Annotated in this window: 19 protein-coding genes; 10 read left to right on the plus strand and 9 right to left on the minus strand. The window is 59.2% G+C overall.

What is annotated here, in order from left to right; all coding sequences use genetic code 11:
• Positions 1–12: 12 nt before the first annotated feature.
• From FKM52_RS07360 to FKM52_RS07385, 6 genes are read right to left on the minus strand one after another with little or no spacing between them, the layout of a single operon-like run.
• Positions 13–2,229 (minus strand): glycoside hydrolase family 2 protein, encoded by a 2,217-nt coding sequence (locus FKM52_RS07360; RefSeq protein ID WP_141175541.1) that lies wholly within the window; start codon positions 2,227–2,229, stop codon positions 13–15.
• A complete protein-coding gene (locus tag FKM52_RS07365; protein WP_141175542.1) occupies positions 2,226–4,928 on the minus strand; it encodes a response regulator in 2,703 nt (900 codons plus the stop codon). Before FKM52_RS07365 ends, FKM52_RS07360 begins: the two co-directional genes overlap by 4 nt.
• Before the next feature lie 33 nt (positions 4,929–4,961).
• Complete coding sequence (locus tag FKM52_RS07370; RefSeq protein ID WP_141175543.1) at positions 4,962–6,377, minus strand: DUF3131 domain-containing protein; 1,416 nt, start codon at positions 6,375–6,377, stop codon at positions 4,962–4,964.
• Entirely contained in the window at positions 6,362–7,924 is a 1,563-nt protein-coding gene (locus tag FKM52_RS07375) for a DUF3131 domain-containing protein (protein WP_141175544.1), read from the minus strand. Before FKM52_RS07375 ends, FKM52_RS07370 begins: the two co-directional genes overlap by 16 nt.
• On the minus strand, positions 7,921–9,291 hold the full coding sequence (locus FKM52_RS07380) for a DUF3131 domain-containing protein (protein ID WP_141175545.1): 1,371 nt from the start codon (positions 9,289–9,291) through the stop codon (positions 7,921–7,923). The genes FKM52_RS07375 and FKM52_RS07380 overlap by 4 nt, the downstream gene beginning before the upstream one ends.
• Positions 9,288–11,102 (minus strand): glycosyltransferase family 2 protein, encoded by a 1,815-nt coding sequence (locus FKM52_RS07385; protein WP_141175546.1) that lies wholly within the window; start codon positions 11,100–11,102, stop codon positions 9,288–9,290. Before FKM52_RS07385 ends, FKM52_RS07380 begins: the two co-directional genes overlap by 4 nt.
• A 318-nt stretch (positions 11,103–11,420) precedes the next feature.
• Between FKM52_RS07385 and opgC the strand changes: the two genes are divergently transcribed.
• From opgC to metC, 6 genes are all read left to right on the plus strand, one after another.
• Entirely contained in the window at positions 11,421–12,641 is a 1,221-nt protein-coding gene (gene opgC / locus FKM52_RS07390; protein ID WP_377091483.1) for an OpgC domain-containing protein, read from the plus strand.
• A gap of 14 nt (positions 12,642–12,655) precedes the next feature.
• Entirely contained in the window at positions 12,656–13,576 is a 921-nt protein-coding gene (locus tag FKM52_RS07395; RefSeq protein ID WP_246085506.1) for a hypothetical protein, read from the plus strand.
• Between the two features lie 10 nt (positions 13,577–13,586).
• On the plus strand, positions 13,587–14,807 hold the full coding sequence (locus FKM52_RS07400; protein ID WP_141175547.1) for a PP2C family protein-serine/threonine phosphatase: 1,221 nt from the start codon (positions 13,587–13,589) through the stop codon (positions 14,805–14,807).
• Complete coding sequence (locus FKM52_RS07405; RefSeq protein ID WP_141175548.1) at positions 14,804–15,148, plus strand: STAS domain-containing protein; 345 nt, start codon at positions 14,804–14,806, stop codon at positions 15,146–15,148. The genes FKM52_RS07400 and FKM52_RS07405 overlap by 4 nt, the downstream gene beginning before the upstream one ends.
• A 2-nt stretch (positions 15,149–15,150) precedes the next feature.
• Entirely contained in the window at positions 15,151–15,600 is a 450-nt protein-coding gene (locus FKM52_RS07410; protein ID WP_141175549.1) for an ATP-binding protein, read from the plus strand.
• A gap of 143 nt (positions 15,601–15,743) precedes the next feature.
• On the plus strand, positions 15,744–16,919 hold the full coding sequence (metC, locus tag FKM52_RS07415) for a cystathionine beta-lyase (protein WP_141175550.1): 1,176 nt from the start codon (positions 15,744–15,746) through the stop codon (positions 16,917–16,919).
• A 30-nt stretch (positions 16,920–16,949) separates the two neighbouring features.
• Here the strand turns inward: metC and FKM52_RS07420 are convergent, their stop codons facing one another.
• Positions 16,950–18,113 (minus strand): esterase, encoded by a 1,164-nt coding sequence (locus FKM52_RS07420; RefSeq protein ID WP_280115547.1) that lies wholly within the window; start codon positions 18,111–18,113, stop codon positions 16,950–16,952.
• A 191-nt stretch (positions 18,114–18,304) separates the two neighbouring features.
• On the opposite strand from FKM52_RS07420, the gene FKM52_RS07425 reads away from it, so the two are divergent.
• The 3 genes from FKM52_RS07425 to FKM52_RS07435 all read left to right on the plus strand — a co-directional run bounded on the left by FKM52_RS07425 (position 18,305) and on the right by FKM52_RS07435 (position 19,887).
• Positions 18,305–18,523 (plus strand): hypothetical protein, encoded by a 219-nt coding sequence (locus tag FKM52_RS07425; protein WP_141175551.1) that lies wholly within the window; start codon positions 18,305–18,307, stop codon positions 18,521–18,523.
• 87 nt (positions 18,524–18,610) lie between these two features.
• Positions 18,611–19,456, plus strand: coding sequence for an arylamine N-acetyltransferase family protein (locus FKM52_RS07430; protein WP_141175552.1), 846 nt, complete (start codon positions 18,611–18,613; stop codon positions 19,454–19,456).
• A 41-nt stretch (positions 19,457–19,497) separates the two neighbouring features.
• The gene (locus FKM52_RS07435) at positions 19,498–19,887 is read left to right on the plus strand and encodes a hypothetical protein (RefSeq protein ID WP_141175553.1); all 390 of its coding nucleotides are present in this window, start codon (positions 19,498–19,500) and stop codon (positions 19,885–19,887) included.
• Here the strand turns inward: FKM52_RS07435 and FKM52_RS07440 are convergent.
• Together FKM52_RS07440 and FKM52_RS07445 are read right to left on the minus strand one after the other, a co-directional pair.
• Complete coding sequence (locus tag FKM52_RS07440) at positions 19,884–20,807, minus strand: LysR family transcriptional regulator (RefSeq protein WP_141175554.1); 924 nt, start codon at positions 20,805–20,807, stop codon at positions 19,884–19,886. The two genes, FKM52_RS07435 and FKM52_RS07440, sit on opposite strands and share 4 nt — an antisense overlap.
• A gap of 25 nt (positions 20,808–20,832) precedes the next feature.
• Positions 20,833–21,726: a LysR family transcriptional regulator gene (locus FKM52_RS07445; RefSeq protein ID WP_141175555.1), complete on the minus strand. Its 894-nt coding sequence runs from the start codon at positions 21,724–21,726 to the stop codon at positions 20,833–20,835.
• Between the two features lie 306 nt (positions 21,727–22,032).
• Between FKM52_RS07445 and FKM52_RS07450 the strand changes: the two genes are divergently transcribed.
• The gene (locus FKM52_RS07450; protein ID WP_141175556.1) at positions 22,033–22,803 is read left to right on the plus strand and encodes a glucose 1-dehydrogenase; all 771 of its coding nucleotides are present in this window, start codon (positions 22,033–22,035) and stop codon (positions 22,801–22,803) included.
• The last annotated feature ends 71 nt before the right edge of the window (positions 22,804–22,874 follow it).

Genomic DNA, 22,874 nt, shown 5'->3' on the forward strand with positions numbered 1-22,874 from the left:
TGAGATATGGACTTACGGCGCCGCCGTCGGACGCAGCAGCAGCTGGTTTTCTGCTTTACGCTGGCCCTGGGCGTCATTAATCCAGGTTTTAATCTCCAGCGGCGCGTTGGACGATGGCGTGATGGCAACATCGGCCCGTTTTACTCCCTCATCCGCCGCGATATCGACTTTGCGCTCGCCCCGATCGAGCGTGCGCTGGCCCTGACGCACCGTCCAGCCCAGCGTGGTGCCCGGCAGCGGCTGCCAGCTATCATTTATCGTCCACAGCCGCAGCCGCACCTGCTGGTTTGCCTGCCACTGCGGCGTTACCGGCTCGATAGAGGGCAGCAGCGGCTGATAGGCGCGCTGCAGCGCGTAGTAGCCCGCTTTCGGCTGACGCAGGTAATCCATTACGCCCCAGTTAATTGACGGCCAGATTTCCACAAACATAAACTGAAACAGTGCGGTTACCGGCTGAAAACGCTGACGGCGATAGCTTTCCGCCGCCATCGCCACCAGATCCGCCTGGTAGCGCTGGGTGTTGGCGATAAATTCCGCCATATTGTCGCCGCGCGACAGTTTCGCGAACTGAAAAGTCTGTATCGGCTGGAAGTTATGATATTTCCAGCTGGCCCATTGCGGGTCGCCCGGCGCGGTGCTGGCGGGCCACCAGTCTTTAGCGGGAATAATCGTCTTCAGCGTGGCGAGATGCGGCAGCGCCTGAGCGCCGAACTCGGTAATGATGCCGGTTTTGGCCGGCTGCAGCACATCGGTCATGGTGCCGAAATACCAGCCCTGCCAGTAATGTTCTTCAACCGAGGAGAAAGGGTGGACGATACGCGTGCGATCCTGCGCCAGGGTATCCGCCACGCGCTGCGTCAGCTTACGGTTAAGGTTGTTGTTCCAGTCGGGGAAGCGTTTTTCCATCCACGGCGAGTTAAACGGCGGCTCGTTCTGTCCGCCCCATACCACGATAGCGGGCGAGTTGCCGAACTGCTCCACCATCTCCTGGGTCTGGCGCGCGGCGTTGGCGGCAAAGGCGTCGCTGTCGTTGTAGCCCCACTGGAGCGGCACGTCCTGCCAGATCATCATGCCCATCTCATCCGCCTGGCGGTAGAGCGCGCGTCCGGCGACGTGACCATGCACGCGAATGGCGTTGGCGTTCATGCGCTGCACCAGCGTCAGATCGCGTCGATATTTTTCATCGTTCATGGTGCTGAGCCAGGCCGAGCCGATATAGTTGGTGCCGCGCAGATAGATGCGTTTGCCGTTCAGCAGCCAGCCGCGGTTATCGGGCTGCTGCTCTATCTTGCGCAGACCGGTGCGGCTGCTCTGGCGATCCATAATGCCCTGTTCATCGCGCAGGGTGGCGGTAATGCGATAGAGATTCGGTTTACCGTAGCCGTGCGCCCACCAGAGCCGGGCGTCAGGCATCGGCAGCTTAACCGCAAGGCGCTGTTTACCGTCAGTATTTGGCGAGCTGGGTGACAACGTCACTTTTTCGCTAAGCTGATAGCGCCGGCCGCTAAAGTTAGCGGGCGTGGCGCGCAGTTCCAGCGTGGCGCTGCCTGCTTTCAACGCGCGGTAGTCAATTTCAACGCTAAGCTGCGGATGCGCCAGCCCCTGCGACCAGTCTGGCCGCAGCATCAGGTTATCAATAGCGGCGCCTCTCGACAGGCGCAGGCGCACCGGCGCCCAGATGCCGCCGGAGTTAGCGTCCTGGCCCTGCGGCGTCCAGGCCCCGCCGGGGCGAGCATCGTGCTGATTAAGAATGCCTTTCATCAGGTTTTTATGCAGCGGCCAGACGGTTTTAGGATCCTCATAAGGGCTGTCAACGCGCACCGCCAGCCGGTTATATTTAGTGACGTTGTCACTGATATCTACCGCAAAACGCTGGAAATAGCCCTCGTGCTGCGCCAGACGCTGGCGGTTCAGCCAGACCTGCGCCTGATAATCGACGCCGTCAAACACCAGCGTCGCCATGGTGTCCGGCGCCAGCGGCGGCAGGCTGAATTCGGTGCGATACCAGAGCGCGCCCTGATGATCCCAGCCTGCGCTGTACCAGTTCGCCGGCACGCGCAGCTTACGCCAGTCAGCGTCGCTGCCGCGCCAGCCGCTGAAGCTGGCGTCGTTGGCGTCATGGGCGCGCCACTGGCCCGCCAGCGACCAGCTTACCGGTAAGGCGATCGGGGAGGCCGCCTGAGCGGAGCAACAGACGCTGAGGAAAAGCGCGGGCCAGCAGAGTTTCATGGTGCCTCCTGTAGGCGGCGCAGCGTCGCCAGAATTTGTTCGCATTGCGCCGTAAGCTGAACCGTCAGCGCCTGGTGATTAAGCGGCAGCCGCTGTTTGGCGGCGTACTCGATTTCCTGCAGCAGATGCACAAACTCGTCGAAGCCAAAGGTGGCCGCCTCGCCGCGCAGCTTATGCGCCAGCCGCCCGATATTTTCGCCATCCTGCTGATGCAGCGCCTGTTGCAGTTCATGTATCAGCCGCGGCAGCTCTCCGGCGAACAGCGCCAGCAGCTCGTTGAGCAGTTCAGGATCGGTGCCGAGCCGGGCGCCGAGCGCGCGCAGATCCAGCGGCGCGGGCGGCGCAATTTCCGCTACCTGCGCGTTATCAAGCGCCATCACGCGGGCAATTTCACTTTGCAGTACATCGGGCGATACCGGCTTGGCGATATAACCGTCGAAGCCGTGCTGCAAGCAGAATTCCCGATCGCCCTGCATGGCGTGCGCGGTCATGGCGATGATGCGCTGGCGCGGGCGCTGCGGGCTGCGCGCTTCCATTTCCCTGATCAGCGCGGTGGCGCGTTCGCCGTCCATCTCCGGCATTTGCAAATCCATCAGCACCAGATCCCAGCTCTGCCGGTCAAGTTTTTCCAGCGCTTCGAGGCCGTTGCCGACGATTTCATAGCGATGCCCCATTTTTTGCAGCAGAAAGCCCGCCAGCTTCTGGTTAACCAGGTTATCTTCCGCCAGCAGAATATTCAGCGTGAGCGTATCGGGCTTGATAACAGGGGCGGCAGGCAGCGCCCGCGCCGGCGCCTCGCTGTCCGGCACCGCCAGCGTCGCCAGCAGCGCGTCGTACAGCTCTTTCTGGTCTACCGGCTTGCTGAGAAAGTGAGTAACGCCGATTTTTTTCAGCTCGCCGGCGTCCATTACGCGGCTCATGGAACTGAGCATAATGATTTTGCTGCCGCTTAACGCGGGATTGGCGGTCAGCTCCTGCGCCAGCGCCATGCCATCTTTTTCCGGCATCTGCGCATCCAGCAGGATCAGCGGAAAGTCGTGGTTCTCCTCCAGTAGCGCCTGCGCCTCCGCCGCGCTGCTGGTGGTCATCGGCCTGATGCCCATATTGCGCAACATATCGCGCATCAGGCGGCGATTGGTGGCGTTATCGTCAACCACCAATACGTTCAGGCCGCTGAGCAGCGGCGAGATATTCAGCGGCGCGCCCGGCTGCGCCTGTTCAGGCAGCGGCAGGGAGAAGCTAAAAACGCTGCCTTCGCCCGGCTCGCTGTAAACCGTCAGCGCGCCGCCCATGATCTCAACCAGCCTGGCGGAGATGGTCAGCCCCAGGCCGGTGCCGCCGTAGCGTCGGGTAGTGGAGGTGTCCGCCTGGCTGAAGGATTCAAAAATCAGCTGCTGCTTCTCCGCCGGAATGCCGATGCCGGTATCGCGCACCTCAAAGCGCAGGCGATGCCCCGGCTCCAGCGTTTGCAGCTTCAGCTCGACTTCGCCCTGCGGCGTAAATTTCAGCGCGTTGCTGACCAGATTAGTCAGCACCTGACGCAGGCGCACGGTGTCGCCGCTGATGCTGTGCGGCACTCCGGCGGCGATATTCACCAGCAGCTCCACCGACTTTTCGCTGGCGGCGGGCATCAGCGGGCGCACAATCGACTGAATAAACGGCCGCAGTTCGAAGATCTCTTCATCGATCTCCATCTTGCCCGCCTCGATTTTTGAGAAATCGAGGATATCGTTGATGATGCGCAGCAGCGATTTGGCGGAATGCAGCACCAGCGACATATAGTCGCGCTGCTCGTCAGTCAGCGAAGTATCGAGACAGAGCTGGGTCATGCCGAGAATGCCGTTCATCGGCGTGCGGATCTCATGGCTCATATTGGCGAGGAAGGCGCTTTTCGCCTCGCTGGCCGCCTGCGCGGCGGCGGTAGCCTGCTGCGACAGTCGCTCCGCCTCTTTACGTTTAGTAATGTCCTGCAGGGTGCCGATGGCGCGCTCCATCTCGCCGCGCATTGTCATGCTCACCACCTGGCCCGACAGCAGCATCCAGCGATAGTCGCCGCTCTGGTGCAGCAGGCGGATTTCACAGTCAAACACCGGCACGCTGTCGTTGCTGGCGCGCCGCAGCATATCCTGCACGCGCTGGCGATCGTCGGGATGCACCAGCGTATCAAGAAAAGTGGCGCTGTAGTGCCAGGTTTCGCGCGGATAGCCGAGCATCACCAGCAGCGCATCGTTTACCTGCAAGATATCGGCGCTGACCTGCCAGTCCCAGATGCCGATATGGGTTGATTCCGCCGCCAGCAGAAAATCCTCATGCAGCTGCTGGCGCGACTGGCTGGCGAGATCGAAATCAGAAAGATCGGTGTGCAGGCTGACGATGCCGCCTTCCGGCGTGCGGTTATGCTGGATAAATACCTTGCGATCGACCAGCTGGCGCAGCTCGCTGTTGTTATTGATGCGGCAGCGTTTGATCATATTGGCGGTAAACTCCGCCTTGCCGCGCGTATCTTCCGACATATAGGTGGCATCGGCGAATCCTTCCGCCAGCTCGGCTAAGGTGGTGCCGACGCGCAGCCGATCGCTGATAGAGGGATAAAAGCGGCTAACCTGTTGATTCCAGCCAACCAGACGTTCGCGCGCGTCAAAAACGAAGATAGCGGCGCGAACATAGTCCAGATCGGCGGGCAGTATAGGTTGCGTCATGGCGGTTCCTTAGCGCCGGAACGGCGCTGGGCTTCAGGGCGCATCGGGAATTTCCGTCGGCTTGCGCTCCGGCGGAAAGCACTGGCGCGGGCGGTTGAATACGTCGGAAAGGCGCTGAGCGAAGTAGCTGTCGCTCGTCAGCTGGCCCTGCGGCAGCAGCGGCCCCATATTCGCCTTGTAGAACAGCGCCTCCAGCACCGTGGCGTTGGTGGAAAGGGTGATGGCGCGGTTATAATCGCCCGTCGCTTCGGTGCGGCCTTCAAACCAGCCGCGGCCGGCGTCATATTGCAGGCGCGTCATGCGCATCAGCGCATCGGTAAAGTCGGTATCCCACAGCGCCCACAGGCCGAAAACCGCACGGGTGGAAACCTGCGCCAGACGCGGATAGTAGTTGCCGTCGTCGCCCAGCGTGTTCCAGGCGTAGCCGTTGGCGTAAATGGTATCGTTCACATGCCAGGGCGCGGCGCCAAGGTTGAAATCGCTGCGGGCGGTGAGGATTTTTTCCCGCAGCCAGCGCTGCTCCTGCACCTGATAGACCAGGCTGGCGCGCTGGCGCAGCCGCCGGACGGTATCGCGCCCGGCGCCCGGCAGCGCCCAGCCATATTCCAGCCCGCTCAGGGCGTAGGGCATGGTGGTAATCGCCGCTGGCGTCCAGCTGGTGCGCGGATCGCGCGCGTCGATATCCAGCGCCATGCCGTAGAGGATCACATGCTGGGAAGGCGGCCGCAGGGAGAGCTGATTCGGGAAGCCCCAGAGGCCGAAACCGGCGGCGCTGTATTCGCTGTCGCCCAGACGCCCTTCCTGGCGGGTAATCAGCCGGCCGTTCTGCAACAGCCCGGAGAACAGCTGGCCCTGGTCATCAACAATCTGGCAGAAATTCCAGCGCAGCACCACGCGATCGAGATATTCGCCGTAGGCGGGATAGCGCACCGCGACGATGCGCAGCGCCATCAGCAGACGGGCGATATCCTGCGATGACCAGCCAATGCTTTTAGGCGCGTTGCTGTAATCGATCATGGTATTGCTGGCGGTGTTATAGAGCCGGTTCGGCAGCCCGGCGCCGGAGAGCGGCATGCGGTTCAGCGTGCCGATAATGCGCGTCAGCCGCTGATCAAACTCCACCTCGTCGATCAGCTTTAGTTCCCGCGCCGCCGTCAGGGCGATCAGCGTATCGCCTATCTGCCAGAGGCTGGCTACCGGGCGCTTATCGCTGCCGTTAACCAGCCCGGTTTGCGGCTGGGTATTATTGCTGAAGTAGCGCCAGGCCACCTGCGCCCAGCGCTGCTCCTCCGGCGTCAGCGCGCCGATACGCGCGCTGGTGTGCCAGCCGCCCTGAACCAGCCAGCGCCACGCCGCGCCGTTGTTGTGCGCCAGAGCGATTGCCGCCAACAGCAGCAGCAGCGCCGGCAGAATGAAAAGCGCTCGCCTGCGCGTTACTGTTTGAGGCATGAGGTAGCCACCGGCGGCAATTTCACAGGCGCATCGTCGTTTTTACAGGTAGCGCATTGGCAGTTTTTGTCGGCCGGGGCGCTGCGCACCGCCGTGCCGCTCTGGTCGCACCAGGTTTTTACCGGCTGTGTTATCTCCAGGAAAGGGCGATTGCGACGCTCGTTGTTCGGCTCGAACAGATCCACCAGACGACGATCCCACAGCGACGGCGCATATTCCGGCTGGCGCGGATTGTCGCTGTTGAACTTCAGCAGCTTGCCCTCTTTTTTAAACAGCAGCGCCTCCAGCATGATGCCGTTATTGTTGGCGGTGAATTCTTTGATCGGGCCGTCGCCGTTTTCATACAGCCCCTCGTAGTAGCCTTTATCTTTCTCGTCGGCGTTTTCGATGGCGTCCAGCAGGCGATCGGTGTAGGGGGAATCCCACAGTACCCACATGCCGAGCGCCGCTTTCAGCGATACCGCCGCCACTTCCGGCACATATTTGCCCTTATCGGTGATGGTGTTCCAGTTAAAGCCGTCGCTGAATACGGTGTCATAGACGAAGTACGGCGCCTTATCGAGCTGATGCTCGGAGCGGGCGGTCAGGGTGCCGGTGATCATGTAGCGGTTTTCCTGCGCCTGATATACCCGATCGGCAAAATCTTTCATCCACGGATGGCTGAAGTTATTGCGGCTGTCGTCGCGGTCGTCGCTTTTATCCCAGCCCATCTCCAGCCCGTGCAGCAGGTAGGATTCGGTCACCACATAGTTATGCTGGCTGGTCAGGCGCGGATCGCGTGAATCGTAGGGCACCAGTACGCAGTAGATATCGGCCAGCGCGTAAGGCTCCGGACGGCTGCCCTGGCAGGTAGAAAAGCCCCAAAGCTGATAGCCGGCGGCGGCGTACTCTTCATAACCGAGGCGTCCTTCCTGCACATACATCGGCTGCTTATTTTGATCGAGATAGGCGCCGTACAGCGTGCCGCAGTCATCGACGACGTGAGTGAAATCCCAGCCCAGCACCACATTATCGATGCTGTTGCCATATTCCGGATAGCGCTCCTTAAGGATCTTCAGCCACAGCAGCATGCGCCCGATATCGATAGCGGAGAAACCGATTTCGCCCGGTTTGTTCAGGTAGTCCACCTTCTGCGCGCTGATGGTGTTGTAGGCTTTGTTCGGCACCTGATCGCGGAACAGCACCAGCTTGTTCAGCGTCCCCAGAAACTGTAACAGGCGACGGTCGAATTCCGCCTTGTCGATAATGCCCAGCTCGCGCGCGGCGGTCAGCGCCGCCAGGTAGGAGGCGCTGTCCCACATAGTGGTGGAAGGATAGTTGTTTACCGCGTTAACCAGGCCGGTTTTCGGCTGATAGTTGGCGACGAAATATTGCCAGGCGTTTCTGGCAATCGCCATTTCACGCGGCGTCAGATCGCCGTGGCGCACCGGGTAATCCGCCGCGGGCAGGCTGACGGCGCGCGCCAGCAGCGGCAGCAGCAACAGCCCGGCCAGCAGGCAGCAGAGCCAGCGATAAGGAAGCGATGGGAAGTAGGTGGCCTGTTTCATTCAGCATTCACTCTTTGGTTAGGGGCGGGCGCCTCAGCGGCGGGCGTCCAGAGGCAGGCAAGGCAGAGCAGCTGGCCGTGAGCGATATAGTTCAGGCTCTCCAGCACCACCGCGTTGGTATCGGCGTCAATGCGCGCATTAACGCTATTGTCAGGATTAAAGCCCGCTTTCCAGCCGCGTCCCGGCTCCAGCATCGGCAGCATCAGCCGGCGCTTCTCTTCGCTCCATGTGTTGCGAAACAGCGCATACCAGCTAAAGGCGGAGCGGGTAGAGGCCAGCGGATGCGCGGTGAGCGAAGCCTGCGGCGGATCGTTCTCGCGCGCGGTGTCGGTCTGCAGGCTGCGCGGCAGCGGCTGCGCGCCGGGCAGCGCGTGAACGAAATCGGGCGCCTGCTCGGCATAGTCGGTGCTGATAGCCGGGCGGCGCGACGATTCGCCGCTACGCTGCTGCTGTATCTGCATAATGCGCCAGGCGATCTCGCCGCTGCGCGCGTCGAAGCCCAGCTCCAGCCCGCTCAGCAGATAGGGCAGGCTAATCAGCGACGGCTGCTTGCCCCACGGCGTGCGCAATCCTTCGTCCGGCACCGAAATGCCGTCGATTTCTACCATTTTCACGCCGTCGGGCGGCTGACTCACCGCCAGGCTGGCGGCGGTGTTGATGGTGCGCAGCATCAGCGCGGCGTAAAGGCGATAGCCATAGCTGCCGCGTCGATCGTCGTCGCGCAGCTGCCAGCGGTTAACCGGCAGGCTGGCTCCCTGCGGCGCGCCCGCCTGGAGCAGGCCGGAGAGCTGCCAGCGCGCCAGCAGTTCGCTGACCGCAAAGGCGTGCTGCGGATAGCGCCATTGTAAGATTTGCAGCGGCACCATCAGACGCGCCATATCTACCGGCGGCGCGCTCTCATTGCTCAGCGGCTCCAGCGTCTGCGCATCCCAGGCGCTGGCGGGCAGCTGACCCGGCAGCAGCGGCAGCTCGCTTAAGGTAGTCAATGCTGCCGCGATGCGCTGGTCGAACTCCTGAGCAGAGATGATATTCAGCTGGCGCGCGGAGATGGTCGCCAGCAGGTAGCTGCCGCTGTGCCACAGGCTGAACCACGGCTGTTTGTCCTCGGCGTTGACCAGGCCGTTGAGCTGGGTGTTGTTGATAAAATATTGCCAGGCGACGCGCGCCCACACCGCTTCGTCAAAGGTCAGCTCGCGCGACTGCGGCAGCGGCGGGAAATCCTTGCTCAGCACTACGCCTTCGGTGGTTTCTACCCGCGTCGGCATCTGACGCTCAACCCAAAGCACGATAGCAAAGGCGATTAAAAAACCGATCAGGATAGTAAGATAGCTGCGCGCGCCGATAAGTCCTGCTTTCAGCGTACTCATAAGGCGCTCTCCTGCGCCGGCGGCGTCCAGATGGCGGCCAGAATCATCGGCGTCATGGCGGCGATATTCACCGCGCCCCAGAAAATATTAATCACGTAGCCGGAAGGATCGTCCACCTTGCCGAGCGCCACCTGTACGCCGCCCCAGGCCAGCCCGACAATCGTCAGCGCCACGATGGCGATTTGCGGCTTCACCAGATAGAGAAAACGCCCGCTCTGGCGCTCTTTCGGCGTAACGTCGAACTTAATCCGCTCGCCTTTCAGCACCATATTCAGCGCGCGCAGGTTAACCGAGAAAAAAGCCAGATAGGAGGCGCGCCCATCCCAGGCGGAAATGCCCCAGGTACCAAACATAAACGCCAGTTCAGAGACGATAAAGAACGGCAGAAAATGCAGGTAGAAGGGGGTGGAGTAAGCGGAAACCGGCGGAATGCCGGTAAACAGATAGACCAGCGGCGAGATCAGAAACACCGTATTCCAGATGCAGGCGAGATAAGACCAAAAGGTGGTGGCGTACATCAGCGTCTGCGGCAGGCTGAGGCGAAAGCGCTTGCGGCTGAACAGGCGATCGTGAAACAGGATATCGAGCGAACCGGCGGCATATTTAAAGCGCTGGATCATCCAGGTCAGCAAATCCTGCGGCGACAGCATTTTCGATTCGATACCGGGATGCATCACCGAGCGCCAGCGCCGCTCGCTGTCGCCGTGCAGCACGATGGAGGTATAGATATCCTCAGAGACGTGAAATTTATAGGGCGTCAGTTCGGTATCGGCGATAACGTGCGGGCGCATCGCCAGGCTCAGCGCGTTGCGCGTCTCGTCATCGCGGATATCGCGGGTAAAGCGGCCAATTTCCTGTTCCACGCTAAAAACGTAGCCGCGCAGCGCCGCCTGCATGATCGCCTCGCGCCGGTGAATCGATGCCGCGCCGCAGCAGAAGGCGGCGTTCGCCCAGTTACGGCGGCGCAGTATCACATCATAAAACATGCGCGGATCGTTAAAGAAGGGATCGCGCCCGACGGTCAGCGGGCCGGCAATCAGCTCCAGCAGGCGGCCCGCGCCATAGCCGAGAATGCCGCCGTGCCGCCGCAGCTTTTCCGCCACGCGCTCGCCTTCCGGCAGATCGAAAAACCACTGCGGCGTCTGTACCCAGGCGACGTCCGGATCGCGGAAGTAGCCCAGCGTATGGGTCAGCAGCGTCGGGAAGACGCGCGTATCGGCGTCGCAGATCACCAAAAAATCGCCTTCGGTCTGCTCCAGACCGTTACGCAGGTTGCCCGCCTTGTAGCCGATATTATTGTCGCGGGTAATGTAGTTAACGCCTTCTTGCTCGCACACCGCGCGCATCGCCGGGCGGCGGCCATCATCCAGTACGTGAATGCGGTAATCAATCTTTACCGGGCAGCTTACCTTTAACGCATCGCGGATAGAAAGCCGCACCAGCTCCACATCTTCGGAATAGGTGGCGATAAACAGATCGACCTTTACCGGACGGGCGTCGCCCTGTTCGGCGGGCGGCAGGCACTGGTTGATATCCTCCGGCGGCAGCTGCGGCTGCGGGTCCTGCTCGCGCCAGAGGTTGATGGTAAACAGCAGGGTGCCGATCCATGCCAGGGTTTCCGCCAATACCAGCGGCACCGCGTACCAGAGCGCATCCATATTCAGCGAGGCGGTCCAGCGCCAGCGAATATAGTTGGCGCCGAGGATCAGCCCGGCAACGGCCAGCACCTGCCATAAAAACTGTACCGCGTGCGGCGTGCGCAGCGGCGGCGGTGGACGGCGGTGTTCAAATTTAGAGAAGTAAAAGTCCATTGGCATCCCGCTAACGCAAGTGAATACGTAATTTTTGGTTATGCCCTGATGGTTAAAAGTGAAATAAAATTGTTGATATTTATCGTTCTTATCTGCATGAAATCTTAGTTGAGTAGCGAAGCGTTTCAAGATGTCGCTGCGCAGTTACACAACTTTACTTTATAAATATATGTAATTATTGTTAATTTTTATTTTTGTTAAATCTTGTGCGGTATTGATTTCGCTTTTGTTGCGTCAGATCTACAATTTGTTACCAGACAATATGCATTAGTATTATTTGAAAAATATATATTTGACCATGCAGGCGGGTTAATGATTATGGCGGATATGACCACGGTTTCGACGGCAGAGACAGCTGCGCCGGTTTTTTCCCGCTGGGCCTATGCGCTGCCGGGACGGCGCGATTTACGTATCGATATGCTCAGAGGTATTGCGCTGGTGATGATGGTGGTAGCGCATACCGAAGTGATGTCGCTGTTTAACATCCTGACCTGGGAGCGCTTCGGCCTGACTACCGGGGCCGAAGGCTTTGTTATCATGGCGGGCTTTATGTTGGGGATGCTGAACCGTCAGCGCCTGCAAAAAGAGGTGCTGTTGACTATCAGCTGGAACCTCTGGCGCCGCGCCGGAAAGATCTATCTGGTGAATATCGTGGTAATCCTGTCGATGCTGCTGCTGTCGCATCTGCCGGTTATCAATACGTTCGAAGTCACCCACTTTGTCGATCGCTATTCCGGCGTACAGTGGGCGCTGTTTCCCACCACGCCGCAGATCCGCGAAACCTGGTTCAATATCATTCTCTATTTGCAGATCGGGCCGCATCAGACGCAGATCCTCGGCCTGTATGTTTTTCTGCTGCTGGCCAGCCCGCTGTTTCTCGCCATGCTACAGGCGGGAAGAGTGGCTATCCTGCTGCTGCTGTCGCTGTGCGGCTACGTCAGCTATCAGCTTTGGCCGCTACGGCTGACGGTGGCGGAGTTTGAATTCGCCTTTCCGCTGCTTGCCTGGCAGCTGATCTATATCCTCGGCATGTGCTGCGGCTGGTATAAGGATGAGCTGATGTCGCTGGCGCGTACCGGCCCCGGACGGGCGATAATGGCGCTGATGGTCTGCTATGCGCTGGCGATGATGTTTGTCGCGCAGAATCACACTAACCCCTTTATGCCGCCGGCGCTGCTGATGCATGTGATCCCAGCGGCGGACTTTAACTGGTTTTATCATCACCTGGCGGGGAAAAACGCGCTGGGGCCGTGTCGGGTGCTGAACGATTTCTGTCTGATTCTGAGCGTCTATCTGGTGCTGACTTTCTGCTGGCAGCCGCTGTATCGCGCCTTCGGCTGGTTTCTGATTCCGCTGGGCCAGCATTCGCTCTACACCTTCATTCTTCACGTTTACTTTGTGCTGGCGGTAAGTCAGTTCGTTCATTTTGATTTATGGCATCAGGCATGGGTGCGTAACACTCTGGTGCATCTCGTTATCCTGGGCGCGCTGTGGTTTATGGCGAAAAAAGAGATCGGCGGACGTTTTATTCCTAACTGACAGAGGATGTAGCCATGCGAAACGGCAGGTTGGCGGGTTGGCAAGGCGGGGTGCTGCTGGCGCTGGGCGCTGCGGCGCTCTCCGCCCGCGGCGAAACGGCGACCAAAAGCAGCGACATGGCTGCCGTAGACAGCAGCGAACCGGTACAGGCGGGGGTGTTTACCACCCGCTGGGGACGCCTGTTTTCCGGCAACAAAGATAAATTCTCCGGCGCGCTCAGCTTCAGCAGCGGCCTGAAAGATCAGTGGCTCTCTATTCCCAACGGTTCTGATTCGGCGCGGCAGAAGAAAAAAATTAACCAGCTGATGAACCTCAGCCTGCAATATTCGCCCTACAGCTACTGGTTCGCCAATATCACCCTGCGCGCGCCGATTGCCGACACCAGCAAATACACCACCGATTTCCGCTACAGCTTCGGCTACGACGACTGGCACGCCAATACCCTTAGCCTGGTTTACAGCAACTACGGCGATAACCGCTTGTTCCCTTCCGGCAACAAGCGCCGCACCTACTTTGAGCAGGGCGCGTTTACCTTAGCCTGGAAATTTTCGCTGCCAAAGAGCATCGAGCGCCACCTGCTGATCCAGCAGGGCGATTCGCTGGTCTGCCAGACCGGCTACAGCTGGATACCGCGCTACTATTCGCTGGCGGACAACGATCTGCGATCCAATAAAAACGTCTTTCTTGGCGGCTGCGGCTATACCTTTAAGCAGCATTTTTTCGTGCGCGCCACCGCATTCTGGTTCCCCGATAGCGCCCAACAGCAGCCGTGGAACGGCGACTACAGCTACAGCTTTGGCTATGCGGGCTACACGCCCGGCTCATTTTCCGTGCAGTATGCCAACTACAGCGGCACGCGCTATCCGGGACGCAGCAGCAGCAATGCAAAATTCCGCGAAGGCACCATCAGCCTGATCTGGTTTCTGCCGTTTTAAGGGGCGCGCTATGTCAACTGACCAGACCATCCTGATCGTCGATGATTCCACCACCTACCGCAGACTGATCGCCGGGCTGCTGAAGCAGTGGGGCTACAGCGTCTATGAGGCTGAGAATGGCGAAGATGCGCTGCGGGCGCTGCTGAGCTGGCCGATCAATTTGATGATCAGCGACTGGGAGATGCCGGTAATGGACGGCCTGACGCTCTGCCGCCGGGTGCGCGCCCAGTTCAGCGATCGCTATATCTACCTGATCCTGCTGACCGCCCGCGAAAGCATCGACGATCTGCGCGCCGGTTTTGAGGCGGGCGCCAACGATTTTCTGCGCAAGCCGGTTAATCAGATTGAGCTGCAGGCGCGGTTACATGCCGGACAGCGGATTCTCGATCTGGAGCTGATGCTGGCGGCGCGCAATGCGCGACTCAGCGAGGCGTTGAAGCAGATTGAAACCGATCTGCAGGCCGCCGCCCGGCTACAGCAGTCGATCCTGCCGGCCCATAACCTGCGCCACGGCGACTACTGCGCCGACTGGCTGTTTGTGCCTTCCGCCTACGTTTCCGGCGATATTTTCAATCTCTTTCCGCTCAACGAGCGCTACGTCGGTTTTTATGGCGTTGATGTCGCCGGTCACGGCGTCGGCGCGGCGATGGTATCGCTGGCGGTAGCGCGCCAGTTTTTGCATGGCCGCAGCGTGGAACCCTTTCTGTTCACCCATGGACAGCCTGCCGCGCCGCACGAGGTGGTGCGCATCCTGAATCAGCGCTTCTGTGCTGAAAATGACGAGGTGCTGAGCTATTTCACCATGGTATACGGCGTGCTGGATACGCGCAGCGGAGAAGGGCGGCTGTGCCAGGCGGGCCACCCGACGCCATTAATCGTGCGCGCCGGCGGCGAGGTGGTCGCGGTAGGCGAAGGCGGCATGCCGGTTGGGCTGATGGAAGGGCTGACGTGGGATGAGCAGGCATTTTTGCTGGCGCCGGGCGATCGCCTCTGTCTCTACAGCGACGGCATTACCGAATGTGAAAATCCGCAGCATGAGCTGTTTGGCCAGGCGCGGCTGGAGACGCTGCTGGCTATCGAAGCGCAAACGCCGCTGGCGCAGCTGTTTCCCCATATCAGCGCGGCGCTAGCCCGCTGGCGCGCCGAAGCGGAAGCGCTGCAGGCGACCGTTACCGACGATATATCCCTGTTTATTATCGAACATCTGCCCGTAACAGAGGAGAAGCTATGAAGCTGGAGATGGCAAAAAGTGACAATGTCACTATTATTACCCCGGTAACGCGCCGGCTTGACGCCTCGGTGGCGAAGCCGTTCCGCGATGAGGTCATGGCGCAGATTAGCGCCGGGCAGACGCGGCTGCTGCTGGATTTTTCCCGCGTCGATTTTATTGACAGCAGCTGTCTGGGCACGCTGATTTCATTGCTGAAGGCGATTAATGGTAAGGGAGAAATGGCGCTCTGCGCGCTGAATCCTAATATTCAGAATATGTTCAAACTGACGCGTATGGATCGGGTCTTCACGCTCTGTACCACGCAAAACGAGGCGCTGGCGGCGCTGCATGGAAAGGGGTAGCGATGAGCGAACCCTGCGCCAGCGCCTTTACGCTGCCCGCCACGCTTAACAGTCTGCCGCTGTTGGGTGAACGGCTGCGACAGTTTTTGGCGCCGCGACAGCTGGCGGAAAGCTGGATCTTTATGCTCGATCTGGCGCTGTGCGAGGCGGCGACCAATATTATCCGCCACGGCTATCGTCAGGATAAAGGCGAAAGTTACCATGTCACTTTCAGCGCCGATGTGCGACAGGTTATCGTGACGCTGCGCGATGAGGGACAACCGATACCGCCGGCGCTGTTGCAGGCGGCGGCCAGCGGCGGCCAGCCGGAGCCGGCAGCGCTGGCAGAGCTGGCGGAAAGCGGGCGCGGCCTGCGGTTAATTTACGACTGCGTCGATGAAGTGAGCTACCAGCAGCAGGGCGCCGCCAATCTGATGATACTGCGAAAAAATCTGCCGCCTGCTGGCGCATAAAAATCGTTTCACGGCTCGCGCAGGGTAAAACTACCACTCGGTATATCTTATTCCCGCTGGTGATAAATCAACTCGCTACGCCTCATATACACTAACGGTGGAAGTAAGCTGATATTTTACCAACCCTGGCGAAAGGCTACCTGATGAAAGACGGCGCTGAACTGAAAAAGTTACATATAAGCACGCAGTTATCGATGCTGGGCAGAAATCCTGAGGAACAAAGCGGATTTGTTAATGCCCCGGTTTATCGGGGTTCTACCGTGGTCTATCGCAACTGTGACGATCTGCGACATAAAAAAGCGAAATTTGCTTACGGCACCGCCGGAACGCCAACCATCGCTAATCTGGAAAATGCCTGGACGGCGCTGTGTAACGCGGCAGGAACGGTGATTTCCTCTTCCGGCCTCGGCGCGCTGGCGCTGGCGCTGTTTGCCGCCACGAAAAGCGGCGACCATATTCTGGTGACCGACTCGGTTTATCGCCCGTTGCGAAATTTTTGCGATTCAGTCCTGCAAAAATATGGGGTAACCACTACCTATTACGATCCGCTGGCGGGCGCGCAGATTGAGTCGCTGATTAAAGAACATACCCGCGTCATTTTGCTTGAATCGCCTGGTTCCCAGAGCTTCGAGGTGCAGGATATCGGGGCGATAGTGGCAGTGGCGAAGCGGCATGGCATCAGCACCATTATCGATAATACCTGGGCGACGCCGATTTTCTTTCAGGCCCATGCGCTGGGTATCGATTTATCGGTAGAGGCGGCCACCAAATACCTCGGCGGCCATTCCGATCTGCTGATGGGAATGGTGTCGGCAAACGCGTCCCACTGGCCCGCCTTACGGGCGACCTATGATGCGATGGCGATGCTGCCCGGCGCGGAGGATTGCTTTCTGGCGCTGCGCGGCCTGCGCATCATGCACCTGCGGGTGAAAGAGGCGGAGGCCAGAGGGCTGGAGATGGCGCGCTGGCTGAAGGCGCAGCCGGAGGTGAGCAGGGTGCTGCATCCGGCATTTGCCGAATGCCCGGGGCATGAAAACTGGAAGAAGTACTTTAGCGGATCGACCGGGCTGTTTTCCGTCGTGCTTAACGAGCGCTTTACGCAGGAAAATGTCGATAATATGCTGAATAATATGGATATATTTGGCCTTGGCTTCTCCTGGGGCGGCTTTGAGAGCCTGATTATTCCTTTTGACTGCACCGAATACCGTACCGCCACCGCCTGGGCGCCGCAAGGCATGACGCTGCGCCTGCAAATTGGGCTGGAAGATATCGACGATCTGAAAAACGATCTGCAGGCGGGCCTTCAGCGTCTTTGGTAACCCCAGCCAGGCGGCCCGATATGTGCCGCCTCAGCGAAACAGCTTCTGCACAAATTTAATCCAGGCGGGACGCCATACCGCCATTTCGTGCCCGCGCTGCGGGTAAAAATCGTAATCGAAGCGGATGTTTTGCTGCTCCAGCTGGCGCTTCAGGCCGGCGATATCCGCGCCGGTAACGCTGTCCTGTTCGCCTGTCGCCAGGGTAAAGTTTCTGAGCTGCTGATTGACCGCCTGCGGCTGCGCCAGGCGCGCGCTGACCGCCTGGTTCGGCACGCTTTCGGTTGTTACGCCGCTGAAGCTGGCCAGCCAGCGGAACTGTTCAGGATGCGTCATGCCGCTGACCAGCGCCTGATAGCCGCCCTGCGACAGCCCGGCCAGCGCGCGCCCGTCACCATCCTGCCTGACGGAGTAGCGCCGGTTAATCAGCGGGATAATATCCTGCATCAGTTCGCGATCGGCTGCTTCGGCGTTGCGCGGATAGAAATCCCGCCGGCGATCCGCTGGCGCAATATCTTCGGGGATCAGGCCTGAGGCATCGGTTTCGGTATCCGGCATCACCACCAGCATCGGTACGATTTTTTTCTCCGCCAGCAGGTTATCCATAATTTGCGGAATGCGCCCCTGCACCACGGCAGAAAGGCCGCTATCGCCAAAGCCGTGCCAGAAATAGACTACCGGCAGCGGCGCGTTCATCGTCTCCATGCCCGGCGGCGTCCAGACATAGAGCTGACGCTCCCGGCCCAGCGCTTCTGAGTGATAGGTCAGGGTATGCAGCTCGCCGTGCGGCACCTTTCGCTCATCCAGCAGCGATCCCGGCACCAGGATCAGGCTGGTATTAACCTGCCGCTGCGGTTTAGGCAGCGCGCCTGAGGGATCGATGGTGCGCATGCCGTCCACGCTGAAGAAATATTCATACAGATCGGGCGCCAGCGGCGCGCTGCGCCATGACCAGATGCCGCGCTCATCCTTTTGCAGCGGCTGAACCCGATAAGATTGCGGCGTTGCGCCGGTCACTACCGCCACCTTGCCGGCCTGCGGAGCGTAGAGGCGCCAGGTGATGCTGCGATCGGCGTTTACCCGCGTCTGCCAGGCGCTGACCGGCAGCGTCTGCGGCGGGGAAACGGGCAGGTCGCGCGCCGCCTGCGCGGCAAAGCTCAGAACCAACAGCAGCGGGGCATAGCGCATCGGTTTCATGGTTATCTCTTTTGCTATTGGGGCGAGGGCCTGGGAAAAATGAGCGTTTTTCTCACGGCTCGCGGTTTCCGGCTGCCGCGGCGCGCGGAAATAAGGCTCGTGAGATAAGTCTCAGAAATCGATTACAGAGATGCCCAAATTTTTTGAGCGTACATAGTTATAGGATATTTTTTTACAGGAGGGCAGAAAAATTGGCATTGTTATCTGAAGAAGTTGAGCTGGATGAAGAGTTTTTAGCGCTGGTCGGCAAGGCGGTCGTCGCGCTGGCGCAGGAGAGAAGGCCGTTAAGCTACGACGCGCTCTGCTCCCGTCTCTGCGGGCTGGCGGACAGCGCTGACGATGATGAACTGGTGATTAACTGCTGGCGCGCGCGGCAGCTGTTGAAAAATAGCGTGAGATTAATCAAATAAAATGAACGGAACGGTAGCGCATCAACCGACAACCGCTTTGCCAGATATCAGCTATAAAAAAAGTATTATTTTCACCAGGACGACATCATGGCGTTTGATCTTCATGCTTATCTGGCACGCATCGGCTACAGCGGCCCGACGCGCCCATCGCTCTCTTCACTACAGCAGATACACCACGCGCATGTCTGCGCGATTCCGTTCGAAAATCTCGACGTGCTGCTTGACCGCCCCATTCATCTGGAAACTGAAGCGATTCAGGAAAAGCTGGTGGTTGCCCGCCGCGGCGGCTACTGCTATGAGCATAACTCCCTGCTGTTGCTGGCGCTGCAGGCGATGGGCTTTACGGCGCGCGGCCTGGCGGCACGGGTAGTTATCGCCCAGCCGCCCGCGATGCCGCCGCGTACCCATATGCTGCTGCTGGTAGAGCTGGAGAATGCGTTCTGGATTGCCGATGCGGGATTTGGCGGGACGACGCTGAGCGCGCCGATTCGTCTGCTGCCCGATAGCATACAGTCTACGCCGCACGGCGACTACCAGCTGCAGTCGCTGGGAGAAGAGTGGCTGCTGCGCCGCCGACGCGGCGATCAATGGCTGTCGCTCTACCGCTTCGATTTGGTGACGCAATATTCTTCCGACTATCTGATGGCCAACCATTTTGTTTACAGCTGGCCGCACTCTCATTTCCGTCATCACCTGCTGGCGGCGCGCTATCTGCCGGACGGCGGCCAGCTGGCGCTGGAGAACCAACGCTTCAGCCGCTACGCCGCCGGAAAGGGCGAACGTCAAACGCTGGACGATTTCAGGGCGCTTTACCGGCTGCTGCACGAAGAGTTTCATCTGGGGCTGAAACATTCGCTGTACGGTATCAGCGAGGAGGCGTTTATCGGGATGATGACGCGTCTGATGCAGCGTGAGGAAAGCAGCGCCCTGTAGCCCGGCTATACTTATCCTCCTTATGCAAACCAGGAGGACGTATGCCCGCTAACCGTAATCAGGATTTAATGCCCTACAATCTTTTCTACTGCGACGGCGCCATTCTGGCGCAGAACATTGATGGACATATCATCGAGCTGGGCCAGGCCGAAGTGCGCGATGGGCTGATCGGGTATCAGATTGACGGCAGCGATCTGCACGGCGAAAACTTCTCTTCGCCGGAAGAAATGCTGCTGGCGCTGGGCGAGCAGCTCGATTTCCTGTTTCTTGACGGCCAGTTTACCAGCCTGCCGGATCGCAGCGACCGCTGGCTGGCATCGATCGAAAACGCGCCGGTACAGCAGATTAGCCTGCATGAGCTGGGCAGCGGCACCGAAGAGGAAGATCCGGTGCCGGTAAGCGATGAAGATCCCGGCATGCGCAATGATTAACTGGGCGCTGAGTCGGGGTAGGCAGCAGGCGGCGCTTCCGCAGGGTAGCGCAGCGCTTCGACCACGCTTGCCAGCGCGGGAGATAAGCGGGGACGGCTGGCATAGCAGATATGCAGACCCGGCAACGTTATCCACCAATCGGTAAGCACGGCCTGTAGCGCGCCGCTGGCAAGCCAGGGAGCGGCGGTATCCTCCGGGATACAGGCGATGCCGTCTCCCATAACGGCGGCATCCACCACCGGATGAAGGCAATTGAATATCCACCGCCCCTTTACCTGTACCAGCACGCGCTGGTCGTTTTTAGCAAGCTCCCAGCTGAAAGCGGTATCCTGAACGCGCGAGCGTAAAATAATGCAGTCATGTTGCGTAAGATCGGCGGGAACCTCAGGTTGGGGATGGCTGGCCAGCCAGGCTGGCGCCGCGACCAGCACCATGCGGATATCCGGCGTAATACGTAGTGCTGTCATCTCTTTGGCGATACTGGCGCCGAAGCTTATTACGGCGTCATAAGGCTGAGCGAACGGTTCAGGCTCGATGGTTATCTCAATTTTGATCTCAGGATATTTCGTCCGTAAGTGAGAAAGCCTGGTCCGCAAAATCCGGTGGAACGCATAATCTGATGCGGAAAGGCGCACGGTAACGGCGAGCATATTTTGCGGACGGTTAAAAGTAGCCAGCTCCTCGTCAATGGCGCTTAAGCGCGGCGCGACGCGCTGGATTAAACGCTCGCCCGCCTCTGTTGGCGTAACGCTGCGGGTAGTGCGCGTTAACAGCCGCAGCCCCAGACGGGTTTCAAGCGTTTTAATGGTGTGGCTTAACGCGGACTGCGACACGCCGAGCCGCGCAGCCGCTCGCGTAAAGCTGCGCTCGTGCGCTACCGTGAGAAACGCCCTGATATCGCGATATATATAGCCTGCCATCCGCTCTCCGTTAGTGATAACGCGATCAACCGCTATAGCGTACGGCATCAACCAGTAGGGTCATCGCCCGCGAAGGGTAGCGCCGGTTTGGATAATAGAGGTGCAGCCCAGGCCAGACAGGACACCATGCCTCCAGTACAGAAATCAGTTGTCCCTGTAAAAGATAAGGGCGCACTAAATCTTCGGGTAAATAGGCAAAACCAAAGCCGGCTTTTGCCGCCTCAAGAATATCATAAGCATTATTAAAGGTGACCGCGCCGTCTACACGCGCGTTGATCCTCTGCTTCCCCTTGCTGAATTCCCACTGGTAAAGCCCGCCATAGGTTGAGGTGCGCAAATTGATACAGCGAAGCCCGGTAAGATCGGCGGGGGTTTCCGGACGTCGGCCCTGCGCCAGAAAGGAGGCGGCGCAGACCACCATATTACGTATATCAGGTCCGATGCGCACCGATATCATATCCTGCGCCAGCTCCTGGCCAAATCGTACCCCGGCATCATAGCCGTGAGCGACAATATCCACGCTCTGATACTCATTAATCAGTTCAACTTTAATCTGCGGATACTGTGGAAGGAAGGTTGCCAGCTTTGGCCACAGGATGCTTCTGATGGCGTAATCAATCGCCGTAATGCGAATGGAGCCGGCAGGCTCCGCGCGCAGCTCGCTTAACGCCTGAATTTCCTCATCTATTTCCCTAAATTCAGGGGCGATGCGCTCCAGTAAACGCCGTCCGGCCTTGGTGGGGAGCACGCCGCGGCTGCTGCGTATTAACAGGCAAACGCCGAGCCTGGCCTCTAAATCACGTACCGCATAGCTCACTGCAGGCTGCGACATTCTTAACCAGGCCGCAGCGCGGGTAAAACTCCGCTGCTGCGCCACATGAATAAAAATAAACAGCGCGCTGTAATCGTCACGTAGCAAAGGTTATCTCCACCTGTTGTTACTGTTCTGTCGCGCGCGCCGCAGCGTCGTAACCTGAACATCGCCGTAGCGCTGATACTACCACTGGCGATTCATGAATTGTACTTATAGCAGTATGTGAATTTAGCTGGCTTTTTATTAACTGGCGCAGGGCGTAGATTAATCGCAACCACAACAGGTGAAACCAGCGGCAGACAGGCTCGCTGAATTGTGCGTAAGTCATCTTTACTTTGCCCTGATTGCCTGACAGCGCTGGCTGGCACGGGCAGCGCTTCGTCTGAACGTATCGATTAGAGGATAGCTGATATGAAATATTCTTTTATTAATCAGGTTGCGCTTATTACCGGCGGCGCCTCCGGTATGGGACTCGCCGCGGCGCAGGCCTTTGCGGAATCCGGCGCCGCCGTTGCCATTGCCGATGTCAACGGCGAAGCGGCGAAAGCGGCGAAAGCGGCGGCTAAGACGCTGACGGATGCCGGGCATAAAGCTATCGGTATCCGCTGCGATGTGGCGAACATGGCGGAAGTTGAAGCGATGGTGGACAGGACGGTTGCTGCCTTTGGGCGGCTGGACTTTGCCTTTAATAACGCAGGCGTACAGAGTCCGGTAGCAGAAACGGCAGACGCCAGGCCCGAAGATTATGACTTCGTAATGGGCGTGAACCTGCGCGGCATCTGGAACTGTATGAAATATGAACTGTTACAGATGCGCCGGCAGGGCAGCGGCGCCATCGTAAATAATTCTTCGCTGGGCGGCCTGGTCGGAATTGCCGAACGTGGTATTTATCATGCCTCGAAACATGGCGTTGTCGGACTGACCAAAAGCGCCGGGCTGGAATATGCGCCGAAAGGTATCCGCATTAATGCCGTCTGCCCTGGCATTATCGAAACGCCGATGGTGACGGGCATGCTGGAAAGCCAGCCTGAAGCCATGGCTGAGCTGATGAAAGAAGTGCCGATGGCGCGTCTGGGACGGGCGGAGGAGGTGGCCGCCGCGGTGCTGTGGCTGTGCAGCCCGGCCGCAAGTTTCGTCATTGGCCATGCGCTACCGGTAGATGGCGGTTATACGGTGCGCTAAACCGCGGAACGATCGCCGTTATCGCGGTGATAACGAAAAACGGCGCCTGCAGGCGCCGTTCGTTAACAATT

The sequence above is a fragment of the Mixta tenebrionis genome (genome assembly GCF_006517625.1).
In the GTDB taxonomy this organism is placed as follows: Bacteria; Pseudomonadota; Gammaproteobacteria; order Enterobacterales; family Enterobacteriaceae; genus Mixta; species Mixta tenebrionis.